This is a genomic window from Streptomyces sp. Ru62 (assembly GCF_002920615.1).
In the GTDB taxonomy this organism is placed as follows: Bacteria; Actinomycetota; Actinomycetes; order Streptomycetales; family Streptomycetaceae; genus Streptomyces.
Genome location: NZ_PQSU01000040.1, coordinates 57,399 through 73,759, shown reverse-complemented (window position 1 = coordinate 73,759; position 16,361 = coordinate 57,399). Strand labels below are relative to the sequence as shown.

Sequence of the window (16,361 nt, the reverse complement as noted above, 5' to 3'; positions counted from 1 at the left end):
ACCAGGACGCCCAGTCCCTCGGAGAAGCCGGTACCGGCCGCGTCGTCGGCGAAGGAGCGGCAGCGCCCGTCCGGGGAGAGGGCGCCCTGCCGGCTGAACTCCACGTACGTGCCCGGCGAGGCCATCACCGTCACTCCCCCGGCCAGCGCCAGGGTGCACTCGCCCTGCCGCAGCGCCTGCGCGGCCAGGTGCAGCGTGACGAGCGACGAGGAACAGGCGGTGTCCACGCTGAGCGTCGGGCCCTCCAGGCCGAGGGTGTAGGCGACGCGGCCGGAGACGATGCTGCCCGAGCCGAAGCTGCCGAAGTAGTCGTGGTACATGACGCCCGCGAAGACGCCGGTGCGGCTGCCGCGCAGCGCGACGGGGTCGATGCCGGCGTTCTCCAGGGCCTCCCAGGAACCTTCGAGCAGCAGCCGCTGCTGCGGGTCCATGACGAGGGCCTCGTTGGGGCTGATGCCGAAGAACGCGGCGTCGAAGTCCCCCGCGTCGTGCAGGAAGCCGCCCTCGCGGGTGGAGGAGCGGCCCGGCGCGCCCGGCGTCGGGTCGTACAGGTCCGGGTCCCAGCCGCGGTCGCCGGGGAACGGGGTGATGCCCTCCGCGCCGTCCGCGACCAGCCGCCACAGGTCCTCCGGGGACCGCACGCCGCCCGGGTAGCGGCAGGCCATGCCGACGATCGCGATCGGTTCCCGGGCCGCCGCGGTCAGCGCGCGGTTGCGTTCCCGCAGCCGCTCGATCTCCTTCAGCGAGGCGCGCAGCGCCTCGACCATCCTGGTGTCCGGCTTCTCGGACTCGGCCATGGTCCTCTTCCTTCTCGCGGGCGTCGTCACAGCACGCCGTCCGGCGCGGCTTCCCTGCTCGGCGTCACAGCGCGTCGTCGTCGCCGACGAGGTCGTCGAGCGCCATGCTGATCAGGCTCTCGGCGTCCATCGCGTCGATCGGCGCGCGGCCGGTGCCGTCGTCCTGCGCCGGCTGCGGCGCGGGCCGCAGCCCGGCGAGTTCGAGCAGGCTGTCCAGCAGGCCGGCCTCGCGCAGCCGTCCCACCGGGATGGCGGCGAGCGCGGCCCGCACGGTGTCCTCCTCGGCGCGCGGCCCGTCGCCGGTGCGCGGGGCCAGCTCGCCGGCCAGGTGGTCGGTGAGCGCGGCCGGCGTGGGGTGGTCGAAGACCAGCGTGGCGGTCAGCCGGAGGCCGGTCGCCTCGTTGAGCCGGTTGCGGAACTCGACGGCGGTCAGCGAGTCGAAGCCGAGGTCCTTGAAGGGCAGGCCGGCCTCGAACTCCTCGACGCCGAGGACCGCCCGGGCCTCGTCCCGCACCAGCCGCAGCAGCCGTTCGGTCCACTCCTGCGCTTCGAGCGCGGCCAGTTCGCGGCGCAGCGCCGACGCGGTGGCCGACGCCCCGGGTCCGGTCCGGCGCGGCGTCCGCACCAGGTCGCGCAGCAGCGGGGCGACCCGGGCGGCCTCGCGCGGGGCCAGGTCCAGGCGGGCCGGCAGCAGCACCGGTTCGGCGCGGCCCACACCCGTGTCGAACAGGGCGAGCCCGGTCTCCGCGTCGAGGGCGAGCACCCCGCCGGAGGCCATGCGGCGGGTGTCGGTGTCGCCGAGCCGGTCGGCCATGCCGCCGCTGCCCGCCCAGGCGCCCCAGGCGAGCGAGACCGCGGGCAGCCCGAGCGATGCGCGGTGGGCGGCGAGGGCGTCGAGGAAGGTGTTGCCGGCGGCGTAGCCGGCCTGGCCGGGGCTGCCGAGCAGGCCCGCCGCGGAGGAGAACAGCACGAACGCGGTCAGGGGCCGCTCGCGGGTCAGTTCGTGCAGGTGCCAGGCGGCGTCCAGCTTCGGCCGCAGGACCGTGTCCAGCCGCTCGGGGGTGAGCGAGGTGAGGACGGCGTCGGCGAGGACGCCCGCGGTGTGCACGACGGCGGAGACCGGGTGCTCGTCCAGGACGCGGGCGAGGGCGGCCCGGTCGGCGGCGTCGCAGGCGACGACGGTCACCCGGGCGCCGAGCGCGGCGAGTTCGTCCCGCAGGCCGGCCGCGCCGGGTGCCTCGGGGCCGCCGCGGCTGAGCAGCACCAGCCGCTCGGCGCCGTGCGCGGTGACCAGGTGCCGGGCGACCAGTCCGCCCAGGGCGCCGGTGCCTCCGGTGACGAGGACTCCGCCGGAGAAGTCGGCCGGGGCGGACTCGGCCAGGCGTGGCGCGCGCACCAGCCGGGGGACGTTCAGCCTGCCGTCGCGCAGGACCAGTTGGGGTTCGCCGGAGGCGACGGCGGAGGGCAGCAGACGGCGGGAGGCGTCCGTGTCGTCCAGGTCGGCGAGGACCATCCGGTCGGGGTGCTCGGTCTGGGCGGAGCGGATCAGGCCCCACGCGGTGGCGGCGCCGGGGTCGGTGACGTCCCCGGGGCCGGTCGCTCCGCGCGTCGCCACCACCAGGGTGGTGTCGGCGAACCGTGCGTCGGCCAGCCAGTCCTGCACCAGGGTGAGCAACCGCCCGGCGCCGGCCCGGGCCGCGGCCGGCCCCTCGCCGCCGGTGTGGACGACGACCAGGGTGTCGGGGGCCTGTCCGGCGGCCTGGGCCAGGTCGCCGGCGACGGCGACCTCGGCGACCTCGCCGGCCAGGGCGCCGGCCAGTTCCTGGTGGCCGGGGCCGAGGACGGTCCACCGTCCGGCCTGCGGGGCCGCGGGCACGGAGACCGGCACCCAGTCGAGAGCGAACAGGTCGTCGTGGCCCCCGCTCGCGGCCGCGGCGATCCGCTCCGGGTCGACCTCCCGCAGCGACAGGGACGCCACGCGCACCACCGGCCGGCCGGTGTCGTCGGCGGCCTCGATGCGCACCGCGCCGGTGCCGGCCGGTGCGATCCGCACCCGCAGGGCGGTCGCGCCCGGCGCGTACAGCTCCACGCCGTTCCAGGCGAAGGGCAGCGTCATGCGCTCCTCGGCTCCGGCGCGCAGCCCGATGGTGTGCAGGGCGGCGTCGAACAGCGCCGGGTGCAGGCCGAACGCGGCGCCGTCGGTGGGGACGGCGACCTCGGCGTACGCCTCGTCGCCGTGCCGCCAGGCCGCGCGCAGTCCCTGGAAGCGGGGCCCGTACTCGGCGCCCAGTCCGGCCAGCCGGTCGTAGACGCCGTCCAGGTCGACCGGTTCGGCGCCGGGCGGGGGCCAGGCGGTGAGGTCGTGTCCGGGCCTGTCCTCGGCGGGGCGGAGCGTGCCGGTGGCGTGGGTGGTCCACGGATCGCCGTCGGCCGCGGCGGCGTACACGCGGAAGGCGCGGGCGCCGGTCGCGTCGGGTTCGCCGACCGTGCACTGGAGGCGGACGGCGCCGTCCTCGGGCAGTGGCAGCGGTTCGGTGACGGTCAGGTCCTCCACCGTGCCGCAGCCGACGCGGGCACCGGCGGCGAGGGCCATCTCGACGAAGGCGGTGCCCGGCAGCAGCGGCACCCCGCCGACGCTGTGGTCGGCGAGCCACGGGTGCTCGGCGAGGGAGAGCCGGCCGGTGTGGAGGGTGCCGTCGGCGCCGGCGAGTTCGACGGCGGTGCCGAGCAGCGGGTGGTCGGCCGCCGGGCGGGGCAGGCCGACGTCACCGGTCATCCAGTAGCGGCCGCGCTGGAAGGCGTAGGTGGGCAGGTCCGAGCCGTCCCGGTGGGGCAGCAGCGGCGCCCAGTCGACGGCGCGGCCGCGGACGTGCAGGGCGGCGAGCCCGGTGAGCAGGGCTTCGGTCTCCTCGCGGTCCTTGCGCAGCAGCGGTACGACGGCCGTTCCGTCGGGCAGGCACTCGCCGGCCGCGGCGGTCAGCGCGCTGCCCGGTCCGACCTCCGCGAAGTGCCGTGCGCCGGCCGCGTGCAGGGCGGTGACGGCGTCGGCGAAGCGGACGGCCTGACGGGCGTGGCGTACCCAGTACTCGGGCGTGGACAGCTCCTCGGGGGCGGCCGGGGCGCCGGTGAGCGTGGACACCAGCGGGATGCGCGGCGTGCCGTACGACAGGGACGCGGCGACCTCGCGGAACTCGGCCAGCATCGGCTCCATCAGCTCCGAGTGGAAGGCGTGGCTGACGGCCAGTTCCCTGGTGCGCTCGAAGCGGGCGGCCAGGGCGCGGGCGGGGCCGGCGGGCCCGGAGACGACGACGGACGCGGGTCCGTTGACGGCCGCGATCCCCACGCCGTCGCCCAGCAGCGGTGTGATCTCGTCCTCGGTGGCGCGTACGGCGATCATCGCGCCGCCCTCGGGCAGCGCCTGCATGAGCCGGCCCCGCGCGGCGACCAGGGTGCAGGCGTCGTTCAGGTCGAGCACGCCGGCGACGTGGGCGGCGGTGAACTCGCCGACGGAGTGCCCGGCGAGCAGGTCGGGCCGGACGCCGAACGACTCCAGCAGCCGGTACAGGGCGACTTCGACGGCGAACAGGGCGGGCTGGGTGTACTCGGTGCGCTCCAGCAGCTCGGCGGAGTCCAGGACGTCGGCGAGCGGCCGGTCCAGCAGCGGGTCAAGCCGGTCCCGGACCTCCTCGAAGGCGGCGGCGAAGGCGGGGAACGCCGCCGCGAGGCGGGTGCCCATGCCCGGCAGCTGCGAGCCCTGACCGGAGAAGAGGAAGGCGAGCCGGCCGTCGCCGGCGGTGCCGAGGACCCCGGTCTGCGGGGTACGGCCCTGCGCCAGCGCCCGGACGCCCGCGGTCAGTTCGTCGCGGGTGCGGCCGAGGACGGCGGCCCGGTGGCCGAGCCGGGTGCGGGCGTGGGCGAGCGCGCCGGCGAGGCGGTGCGGGTCGGCGTCCGGGGCGGCGGCCAGGTGCTCCAGCAGCCGGGCGGCCTGGGCGCGCAGGGCCTCCGGTGTGTGGCCGGACAGCAGCCACGGCACGACGTCGGTGGGCGGCGCCGGGGGCTCCTCGGCCGGTTCCTCTGCGGGCGGCGCGGCTTCGATGATCACGTGGGCGTTGGTGCCGGAGATGCCGAAGGAGGAGACGCCGGCGCGGCGCGGGCGGCCCGGATCGGGCCAGGGGCGGTTCTCGGTGAGCAGACGGACGTTGCCGCCCTCCCACTCCACGTGCCGGGAGGGCCGGTCGATGCCGAGGCTGGCCGGCAGGGTCTCGGCGCGCAGGGCCTCGACCATCTTGATGACACCGGCGACACCGGCGGCGGCCTGGGTGTGCCCCAGGTTGGACTTGACCGAGCCGAGCCACAGCGGGCGGTCCTCGGTGTGCTCGGCGCCGTAGGTGGCGATCAGTGCCTGGGCCTCGATGGGGTCGCCGAGGGTGGTGCCGGTGCCGTGCGCCTCGACCACGTCGACCTCGCCGGCCGGGACGCCGGCCGCCTGGAGGGCGCGGCGGATGACGCGCTGCTGGGCGGGGCCGCTCGGGGCACTGATGCCGTTGGAGGCGCCGTCCTGGTTGACGGCGGTGCCGCGCAGGACGGCGAGGATCTTCCGGCCGTTGCGGCGGGCGTCGGAGAGCCGTTCCAGCAGCAGGACGCCGGCGCCCTCGCCGAAGCCGGTGCCGTCGGCGGCGTCCGCGAACGGCTTGCAGCGGCCGTCCCGGGACAGGCCCCGGTGCCGGCTGAACTCCACGAAGGTGCCCGGGGTGGCCATGACGGTCACACCGCCGGCCAGCGCCAGGGAGCAGTCGCCCTGCCGCAGCGACTGCGCGGCCAGGTGCAGCGCCACCAGCGAGGAGGAGCAGGCCGTGTCGACGGACAGGGTCGGGCCCTCCAGGCCGAGGGTGTAGGCGACACGGCCGGAGACCACGCTGCCGGAGCCGAAGCTGCCGAAGTAGTCGTGGTACATGACGCCCGCGAACACGCCGGTGTCGGAGCCGCGCAGGGTGGCGGGGTCGATGGAGGCCCGCTCCAGCGCCTCCCAGGAGGTCTCCAGCAGCAGCCGCTGCTGGGGGTCGGTGACCAGGGCCTCCTCGTCGTCCATGGTGAAGAACGCCGGGTCGAAGTCGGCGGCGTCGTACAGGAAGGCGCCGTGCCGGGTGTAGCTGGTGCCGGGCCGGTCCAGGGTCGGGTCGTGGAGGTTGTCGACGTCCCAGCCGCGGTCGGCCGGGAACTCGCCGACGGCGTCCCGGCCTTCGGCCACCAGCCGCCACAGGTCCTCCGGGGAGGCGATGCCGCCGGGGAAGCGGCAGGCCATGCCGATGACGGCGATCGGCTCGTCGGCGGCGACGTCCCGGGCGGTGGAGGGGGCGGTGGTCCCGGCGAGGGTGCCGGTGAGTTCGCCGAGCAGGTGGCGGGCGAGTTCGGCGGGGGTGGGGTGGTCGAACACGAGGGTGGCGGGCAGTCGGAGGCCGGTGGCCGCGGAGAGCCGGTTGCGCAGTTCGACGGCGGCCAGCGAGTCGAAGCCGAGTTCGCGGAAGGCCAGGGTGCGGCCGACGTCCTGGGCGGAGCGGTAGCCGAGGATGGTCGCGACATGGCTCTGCACGAGTTCGGTGAGGAACGGTTCGCGCTCCGCCTCCAGCAGCCCGGCGAGCCGCTCCCGCAGGCCGTCCGCGCCGCCGCTCGTGCCCGGCCCGGTGGCCGCGCCGGCCCGGCGTACGGGCACCAGGGCGCGGAACAGCGGGGCCAGGCCCTCACCTTGGGCGCGCAGGGAGGCCATGTCCAGCCTCACCGGCAGCACGGCGGGATCGGTGCCGCGCAGGGCCGCGTCGAAGAGCGCGACGCCCTCCTCGGTCTCCAGCGGGGCGACACCGCCGCGCGCGATGCGCGTGAGGTCCGTCTCGTCGAGGGTGCCCGTCATGCCGCCCGCCTGCGCCCACAGGCCCCAGGCCAGGGAGTGGGCGGGCAGTCCGAGGGTACGGCGGTGTACGGCGAGGGCGTCGAGGTAGGCGTTGGCGGCGGCGTAGTTCGCCTGGCCCGGCGAGCCCAGCGTGGCCGCGGACGAGGAGAACAGCACGAACGCCGCGAGGTCGAGGCCGGCGGTGAGTTCGTGCAGGTTCCAGGCCGCGTCGGCCTTGGGCCGGAACACCGTGTCGATCCGCTCCGGCGTCAGGGAGGTGAGCACGCCGTCGGCGAGGACGCCGGCCGCGTGGATCACGGCGGTCAGCGGCCGGTCGGCCGGTACGGCGTCCAGCACGGCGGCGAGCGCGGCCCGGTCGGCGACGTCGCACGCGGCGCTCGTCACCTCGGCGCCCAGTGCGGCCAGTTCGGCGACGAGATCGTCAGGGGCCCCGCCACGACTCACCAGCAGCAGGTGCCGCACGCCCCGCTCGGCGACCAGGTGCCGGGCGAGGATCCGCCCGAGGGCACCGCTGGCACCGGTGAGCAGAACGGTGCCGCTGCCGAGGTCGGGGGTACGGTCGGCGCCGGAGGCCGGGTCGGCTCCGTCGACCGTGGTCTGCCCGCCGCCGGCGCCGGCGCCGGCGTCGGTGGCGGTGGCGGTGGCGGCGCCTTCGGTGACGCGGGTCAGCCGGGGGACCTGCCAGGTGCCGTCGCGGTAGGCCAGGTGCGGCTCGCCGGTGGCGACGGCCTCGGCGAGGCGTTCGGCGTCCGGCTCCTGCCCCGCCTCGGCCTCGACGAGCACGATCCGGCCGGGGTTCTCCGACTGGGCGGAGCGGACCAGGCCGCCGGCCGCGGCGCCCGCCGGGTCGGTGCCGGTGACCACGAGCAGGGTGGCGTCGTCGGCGCCGAGCCGGGTGCGCAGCCGGTCGAGGACCACGTCCACGGCGGCCCGCGCCTCGGCGGCGCTCGTTCCGCCCGGGGCGCGCACCACTTCCGGTGCCGTGTCGGCGGGCGCGGCCGACGGGGCCGGCACCCAGGCGACCCGGTACAGCGCTCCCGCGCGGGCCGGACGTGCCGCGGCGGCCAGGGCCTCGGTCCGCAGGGGCCGCAGGGTGAGCGCGTCGACGGTGGCGACCGGCGCGCCGGTGGGGTCGGCGAGGGCGAGCGAGACGGTGCCCTCGCCGGTGGGCCGGACGTGGACGCGCAGCGCGGTCGCACCGGTGGCGTACAGCCGCACCCCGGACCAGGCGAACGGCAGCAGGGCCTCGTCGCCGGCGGCGTCGGTGAGGCCGACGGTGTGCAGGGCGGCGTCCGACAGGGCGGGGTGCAGGGCGAAGCCGTCGGGGGCCGCGTCGGTCGCGACCTCGGCGTACAGGCCGTCCCGGGTGCGCCAGGCGGCACGCAGGCCCTGGAAGAGGGGGCCGTAGCCGAGGCCGAGGGCGGCGAGTTCGTCGTACAGGCCGTCGAGCGGTACCGGTTCGGCGCCCCGCGGGGGCCAGGCGGCGAGCGGGGCGGGGTCGGCGGGCAGGGTGCCGGTGGGGGCGAGCAGGCCGTCCGCGTGCCGGGTCCACGGCAGGTCCTCCTCGGGGTTCTCCGGCCGGGACCAGATGGTGACCGGGCGGGTCTCCCCCTCGGGCGGGCCGACGGTGACCTGGAGCTGGACGGCACCGTGGTCGGGCAGGACCAGCGGCGCGTGCAGGGTGAGTTCGGCGATGTCGCCGCAGCCGACCTGGTCGCCGGCGCGCAGCGCGAGTTCCAGGTGCCCGGTGCCCGGGAAGAGCAGCCGGCCGCCGACCCGGTGGTCCTCCAGCCAGGGCTGGGTGCCCGGGGAGAGCCGGCCGGTGAGGACGACGCCCTCGCTGTCGGCCCGTACCATCGCGGCGCCGAGCAGGGCGTGGTCGGTGGGGGCGAGACCGGCGGAGGTGACGTCGGCGCCGCTCGCGGTGGAGTCGAGCCAGTACCACTCGCGCTGGAAGGCGTAGCCGGGCAGCGGGACGCGGCGCGGCCGGCGGCCCTCGGCGACGGCGGTCCAGTCGACGCCGGCGCCGTGGGTGAACGCCTCGCCCAGGGCGGTCAGCAGCCGGTCCCGGCCGCCTTCGTCACGGCGCAGCGAGCCCACGGCGGCCACGGCGTCGTCGGTCTCCTGGACGCCGACGGTGAGCACCGGGTGCGGGCTGGACTCGATGAACAGGTGGTGCCCGTCGGCGACGGCGGCGCGTACGGCCTGCTCGAACAGCACGGTGCCGCGCAGGTTGGTGTACCAGTACCCGGCGCCGAGCTCGGTGGTGTCGAGCGGACCGCCGGTGACCGTCGAGTAGAACGGCACCTGGGTGGCGCGCGGTGCGATGCCGTCGAGGACCTCGGCGAGGCGCTCGCGCAGGGTCTCGACGTGGGCGCTGTGGGAGGCGTAGTCCACGGGCAGGCGCTTGGCGCGGACCTTCTCCTCCCTGAGCCGCGCGAGGAGTTCGTCCAGGGCGTCGGCGTCGCCGGACACCACCGTGGAGGCGGTGCCGTTGACGGCGGCGACGGACAGCCGGCCGTCCCAGGCGGCGAGCCGGGCACGGACCGCGTCGGCGCCCTCACCGACGGACATCATGCCGCCCGAGCCGGACAGCAGTTCGGCGATGGCCCGGGACCGCAGGGCGACGACGCGGGCCCCGTCCTCCAGGGACAGCGCGCCGACCGCGCAGGCGGCGGCGATCTCGCCCTGGGAGTGGCCGATGACGGCGGCCGGGGTGACGCCGTAGGCACTCCAGGTGTGCGCGAGGGACACCATCACGGCCCACAGCAGCGGCTGCACGACGTCCACCCGGTCCAGGTCGCCGCGCAGCTCGGTGGCGAAGTCCCAGTCGGTGTACGGCGCGAGCGCGGCGGCGCACTCGGCCATGCGGGCGGCGAACACCGGTGACTCTTCGAGGAGTTCGGTGGCCATGCCGGACCACTGGGAGCCCTGGCCGGGGAAGACGAACACGGGCCGGGCGCGGCCGGGCGCGGTGCCCTCGGCGAGGGTGCGGGCGGTGCCGCCGTCGGCCAGCGCGGCGAGGGCGCCGCGCAGTTCGGCCGTGTCGGTGCCGGTGATCGAGGCGCGGTACGGGAAGCGGGCGCGGGTGGTGGCGAGGGTCCAGCCGACGTCGGACGGGTCGAGCCCCGGGTGCGTGTCGAGGTGGCCGAGGAGCGCGGCGGCCTGACCGGCGAGCGCGGCGGGCGTCTTGGCGGTGAGCAGCCACGGCACGGCGAGGCCCTGCGGTCCGGTACGGTCGGGCTGGGCGGGGGCGGGCGGGGCCTGTTCGAGGATGACGTGGGCGTTGGTGCCGCTGATGCCGAAGGACGACACTCCGGCCCGGCGCGGACGGTCGGTGCGGGGCCAGGGCCGTTCCTCCGTCAGCAGGCGCACCTGCCCGGCGTCCCAGTCGACCTTCGTGGACGGCCGGTCCACGTGCAGGGTCCTCGGCAAGACCCCGTTGCGCATCGCCATGACCATCTTGATCACACCCGCCACTCCGGCTGCGGCCTGGGTGTGACCGATGTTGGACTTCACCGACCCCAGCCACAGCGGGGCGTCAGAGGGGCGCTCCTGGCCGTAGGTGGCCAGCAGCGCCTGCGCCTCGATCGGGTCGCCCAGCGTCGTGCCCGTACCGTGCGCCTCCACCACGTCCACGTCGGCGGTGGTGAGGCGGGCGTTCTCCAGGGCTTCGAGGATGACGCGTTCCTGGGAGGGGCCGTTGGGGGCGGTGAGACCGTTGGAGGCGCCGTCCTGGTTGACGGCGGTGCCACGGACGACGGCCAGGACCTCGTGGCCGTTGCGGCGGGCGTCGGAGAGGCGTTCCACGACCAGGACGCCGACGCCCTCGCCCCACACGGTCCCGGCCGCCGCGTCGGCGAAGGCGCGGGTGCGGGCGTCGGGGGCGAGCGCGCCCTGCCGGCTGAACTCGATGAACGTCTCCGGGGTGGCCATGACGGCGACGCCGCCGACCAGGGCGAGGCCGGACTCGCCCTGCCGGAGCGACTGGGCGGCCAGGTGCAGCGCCACCAGCGAGGAGGAGCAGGCGGTGTCGACGGACAGCGACGGGCCCTCCAGGCCGAGGGTGTAGGCGACGCGGCCGGAGATGATGCTGCCGGAGCCGAAGCTGCCGAAGTAGTCGTGGTACTGGACGCCGGCGAACACGCCGGTGCGGCTGCCCTTGAGGCTGTGCGGGTCGATGCCCGCGTTCTCCAGCGCCTCCCAGGACGCCTCCAGCAGCAGCCGCTGCTGCGGGTCCATGACGAGGGCTTCCTTGGGGCTGATGCCGAAGAACGCGGCGTCGAACGCGCCCGCGTCGTGCAGGAAGCCGCCCTCGCCGACGTAGGAGGTGTCGGGGCGCTGCCGGGCGGGGTCGACGACGCGGTCCACGTCCCAGCCACGGTTGGCGGGGAACGCGGTGATGGCGTCGGTGCCGTCGGCGACCAGCCGCCACAGGTCCTCCGGAGTGCGGACGTCGCCCGGGTAGCGGCACGCCATGCCCACGATCGCCAGCGGCTCGTCCGCGCGGGCCTTGACGGTGCGGCGTCCACGGTGGGCCCCGGTCCGGGCGCCGCCGTCGACCAGGGTGCCGAGGTGGGCGGCGAGCGCTTCGGGCGAGGGGTGGTCGAAGACGAGGGTGGCGGCCAGCCGCCGGCCCAGCTCGGCGGAGAGGGAGTTGCGCAGTTCGATGGCGGCGAGCGAGTCGAAGCCGAGCTCCTTGAAGGCCCGGTCGGTCTCCACGCTCCGGGGGTCCGCGTGTCCGAGGACGGCGGCGACATGGGTGCGGACCGTGTGCAGCAGGGCCTCGGCGCGTTCCTCGTCGCCGAGCGCGGCCATGCGCTCGGCGAAGCCGGCGTCGGTGCCCTGCGCCACGGCTTCCCGGCGTACCGGGCGGCCCGCCAGTGCGCGGAAGACGGGGGCGAGGCCGCCGCCCTGGGCGCGCAGCGCGGGCAGGGCGAGCCGCACCGGTGCCAGCGCGGGACGGCCGGCGCGCAGTGACCGGTCGAACAGGGCGGTGCCCTCCTCGGCCGACAGGGCGGTCATGCCGCCGCGGGCCATCCGGGCGCGGTCGGCCTCGTCCAGGGAGCTGGTCATGCCGCCCGTCGGGGCCCACGGTCCCCACGCCAGGGACAGCGCGGGCAGGCCCTGGGCGTGGCGGTGCGCGGCCAGGGCGTCCAGGAGGGCGTTGGCGGCGGCGTAGTTGCCCTGGCCGGGGGCGCCGACGGTGCCGGCGACGGACGAGAACAGCACGAACGCCCCGAGTCCGCCGGTGAGTTCGTGGAGGTGGAGGGCGCCGAGCGCCTTCGGCGCGAGGACCGTGTCGATCCGCTCGGGGGTGAGCGAGGAGACGACGCCGTCGTCCAGGACGCCGGCGGCGTGGACGACCGCGGTGAGCGGGCGGTCGGCCGGGATGCCGGCGAGGACGGCGGCGAGGCCGTCGCGGTCGCCGGTGTCGCAGGCGTGGGCGGTCGCGGTGGCGCCGAGGGCGGCGAGCTCGGCGATCAGGTCGTCGGCGCGGCCCGACCGGCTGAGCAGGGCGAGGTGCCGGACGCCGTGGGCGGTGACCAGGTGGCGGGCGATCACCGGGCCGAGGCCGCCGGTGGCGCCGGTCAGCAGGACGGTCCCCTCGGGGTCGATCTCCCACGGCGCTGACGCCTCGGGTATTTCCGCGCGCACCAGCCGGGCGGCGTGGGCGGTGCCGGCCCGCACGGCGATCTGCGGTTCGCCGGAGGCCAGGACGGCGGGCAGGACGGTGTCGGCGTCCGCGCCCGGTTCGAGGTCGAGCAGGACGAACCGGTCCGGGTTCTCCGACTGCGCGGACCGCACCAGGCCCCAGACGGCCGCGCCGGCCAGGTCGGGCACGTCCTCCCCCGCGACGCCGACCGCTCCGTGGGTGACGACGGCCAGCGGGCGGGGGTCGTCGTCCTGGAGGGCGGCGAGCGCGGTGCGCAGCGCCTCCCGTACGGCGCCGGGGTCGCTGCCGGGCGTGCTGCGCAGCACCCGGTGGGCGGTGTCGGGGGCGTCGGCGTCCAGGGGCAGCGGCTGCCAGTCGAGGGTGAACAGGGCGTCGGCGGTGGTGTCGCGGGCGGCGCGCAGGTTCGTGAGCGGGCGGGAGGCGAGCGAGGTGACCGTGGCGACGGGGGCGCCGGTGGCGTCGGCCAGGTCGACGGCGAAGGCGTGGTTCCCGGTGGGCACGAGCCGGGCCCGCAGCACGGAGGCGCCGACGGCGTGCAGGGTGACACCGGCGAACATGAACGGCAGCCGGGCGGTGTCGTCGGCGGTACCGTCGCCGAGCAGGGCGAGAGCGTGCAGGGCGGCGTCGAAGGCGGCCGGGTGCAGCCCGAAGCGGGGCGCGTCGGCGGCGGGCCGCTCGGGCAGCCGTACCTCGGCGTACAGCTCCTCGCCGCGCCGCCAGGCGGCGGTCAGGGCCTGGAAGGCGGGCCCGTACGCCAGTCCGGCGGCGGCGTGCCGCTGGTACAGCCCGTCCGTGTCGAGGGGTTCGGCGTCCTCGGGGGGCCAGACGTCCAGACGGCTGCCCGGCGTACCGGTGTCCGCGGTGAGGAGGCCGGAGGCGTGCAGGGTCCACGGTTCGTCGGCGGGCAGGCTCTCGGCACGGGCGTACACCTGCACCGTGCGGGCGCCGGACGGGTCGGGCGCCCCGACGGCGACCTGGACGCGCACACCGTCGTCCGGGGGCAGCACCAGCGGTACTTCGAGGGCGAGTTCCTCCAGGCGTCCGCAGCCGACCTGGTCGCCGGCGCGGACGGCGAGTTCGACCATGGCGGTGCCGGGGACGACGACCGAGCCGCCGACGACGTGGTCGGCGAGCCAGGCGTGGGTGCGCACCGACAGCCGCCCGGTGAGCACGGCGCCGTCGGAGTCGGCGAGCACGGTGGCCGCGCCGAGCAGCGGGTGGTCGGCGGGGTCCAGTCCGGCGGAGCCGACGTCGCCGACCGGTGCGGTGGTCTCGGGCCAGAACCGCTCGCGCTGGAAGGCGGTGGTGGGCAGGTCGACGGTGCGGGCGCCGGTGAACAGCGCGGTCCAGTCCACGGCGGCGCCGCCGGTGTAGAGCTGGGCCACGGCGGTGAGCAGGGTCTCGGTCTCGTCGCGTTCGCGGCGGGTGGCGGCGGCGAGTACGGCGTCGGTGCCGGTGCCGTCGGTGGCCAGGCACTCGCGGGCCATGGCCGTGAGCACGGCGTCCGGGCCGAGTTCGAGGAAGCGGGTGACGCCCTCGGCGGCGAGGGCGCGTATCCCGTCGTGGAAGCGGACCGCCTCGCGCACGTGCCGCACCCAGTAGTCGGGGCCGGCGATGTCCTGGGTGGCGAGGGCGCCGGTGACGTTGGAGACGACGGGGACGGTGGCGCGGTGGTAGGTCAGGGACTCGGCGACCGCCCGGAACCCGTCCAGCATCGGTTCCATGAGCGGCGAGTGGAAGGCGTGCGAGACCGTCAGACGGCGGCTCTTGGCGAAGTGGGCGGCCACCGCCTCGGCCTCGGCCGCGTCCCCGGAGATCACCACGGACTCGGGGCCGTTGACGGCGGCGATGCCGACCCGCTCGGTGAGCAGCGGGCGGACCTCCTCCTCAGAGGCGCGCAGGGCGATCATCGCGCCGCCCTCGGGCAGCGCCTGCATGAGCCGGCCGCGCGCGGCCACCAGTGTGGTCGCGTCCTTCAGGTCCAGGACGCCGGCCACGTGGGCGGCGGCGATCTCGCCGATGGAGTGGCCGGCCAGGTAGTCGGGCGTGAGCCCCCAGGACTCCACCAGGCGGTACAGCGCGACCTCGAAGGCGAACAGCGCCATCTGGGTGCGGGCGGTGCGGTTCAGCGGCTCGGGGTCGTCGCCGAGCACGAGGTCGCGCAGCTCGTCGTCGCCGAAGTGCGCGCAGATCTCGTCGAAGGCACGGGCGAAGACCGGGAAGTGCGCGTGCAGCTCCCGGCCCATGCCGGCGCGCTGGGCGCCCTGACCGGTGAACAGGAAGGCGGTCTGTCCCTTGCGGACCCGGCCCGAGGCGGCGCCCGGACCGCCGTCGGCGACCCGGGTCACGGCGGTCAGGAGCGCGTCGCGGTCCGAGCCGAGGACGACGGCCCGGTACGGGTGGGCCGTGCGGGTGGCGGCCAGGGAGTGCGCCACGTCCACCGGGTCGAGCTCACCGGCGGCGGCCACCAGGCGGGCGGCCTGCTCGCGCAGGGCGCGTTCGGTGCGGCCGGAGAGCACCCACGGCACCAGCGGCGGTGCCGTACGCGGCTCGGTCCGGGCCGGTTCCTCGGCGGGGGCCTCCTCCAGGATGGTGTGCGCGTTGGTGCCGCTGGCGCCGAAGGAGGAGACGGCGGCCCGGCGCGGGCGGCCGGGGTCGGGCCAGGGCCGGTTCTCCGTCAGCAGCCGCACCTGCCCCTGACCCCAGTCGACCTTGGTGGACGGCTCGCCGGCGTGCAGCGTCTTCGGCAGCACGCGGTGCCGCATCGCCATGACGGCCTTGATGATGCCGGCGACGCCGGCCGCGGCCTGGGTGTGGCCGATGTTGGACTTCACCGACCCGAGCCACAACGGGGTGTCCGCGGGCCGGTCCTGTCCGTAGGTGGCGAGCAGCGCCTGGGCCTCGATCGGGTCGCCGAGCGTGGTCCCGGTGCCGTGTGCTTCCAGCAGGTCCACGTCGGCGGCGGTGAGCCGCGCCCCGGCGAGCGCGGCGCGGATGACACGCTGCTGGGACGGCCCGTTGGGGGCGGTCAGGCCGTTGGAGGCGCCGTCCTGGTTGACGGCGGAGCCGCGGACGACGGCCAGCACCTCGTGACCGTTGCGGCGGGCGTCGCTGAGCCGTTCCAGCACCAGCATGCCGGCGCCCTCGCTCCAGCCGGTGCCGTCCGCCGCGTCCGCGAAGGACTTGCAGCGGCCGTCGAGGGCCAGGCCGCGCTGCCGGCTGAAGGCGATGAAGTTGCCCGGCGTGGCCATCACGGTGGCGCCGCCCGCGAGGGCGAGGGTGCACTCCTTGTTGCGCAGCGCCTGGACGGCCAGGTGTACGGCGACGAGGGCCGAGGAGCAGGCGGTGTCGATGGTGACGGCCGGGCCCTCCAGGCCCAGGGTGTAGGAGATGCGGCCGGAGATCACGGCGGCCAGCACGCCGGTGCCGAGTGCGGCCTCGCTGTCCTCCGGCATCCTTGCCAGCAGGTCCTTGTAGTCCTGGCCGTTGGTGCCGGCGAACACCCCGATCCGGGCGCCGTGCGCGGAGTCGGGGGCGATGCGGGCGCGTTCCAGGGCCTCCCACGACACCTCCAGCAGCAGCCGCTGCTGGGGGTCCATCGCGACCGCCTCACGGGGGCTGATGCCGAAGAAGTCCGGTTCGAACCCGGCCGCGTCGGCGAGGAACCCGCCGCGCGTGACGTAGCTCTTGCCGGTGGCGTCCGGGTCGGGGTCGTACAGCGCGTCGAGGTCCCAGCCGCGGTCGTCGGGGAAGTCGCCGATGGCGTCGGCGCCGTCGTGGACGAGCCGCCAGAACTCCTCCGGGGTGGTCACGCCGCCGGGGAAGCGGCAGCTCATCCCGACGATGGCGATGGGTTCCCGGTCCTGGGTCTCCACCTCGCGCAGCCGCTGCCGGGTCTGGGCCAGGTCGGCGGAGACCCGCTTGAGGTAGGAGAGCAGCTTTTCGTCGTTGGTCATCGGGTGTCGCCACTCCTGTGCGAAGA

2 protein-coding genes are annotated in these 16,361 nt (G+C 76.4%); both read right to left on the bottom strand.

Translation table 11 applies throughout. The features are described 5' to 3' along the window. The coding region (locus tag C3492_RS37815; RefSeq protein WP_146075777.1) for a beta-ketoacyl synthase N-terminal-like domain-containing protein at window positions 1-797 on the bottom strand (797 nt) is incomplete at its 3' end. A 64-nt stretch (window positions 798-861) separates the two neighbouring features. Continuing rightward, window positions 862-16,335 (bottom strand): type I polyketide synthase, encoded by a 15,474-nt coding sequence (locus tag C3492_RS37810; protein ID WP_103817140.1) that lies wholly within the window; start codon window positions 16,333-16,335, stop codon window positions 862-864. Window positions 16,336-16,361: the final 26 nt, after the last annotated feature.

Excerpts from the sequence above, each read along its gene's own strand:
- C3492_RS37810 (WP_103817140.1), bottom strand. The coding sequence starts at position 16,335 with ATGACCAACGACGAAAAGCTGCTCTCCTACCTCAAGCGGGTCTCCGCC.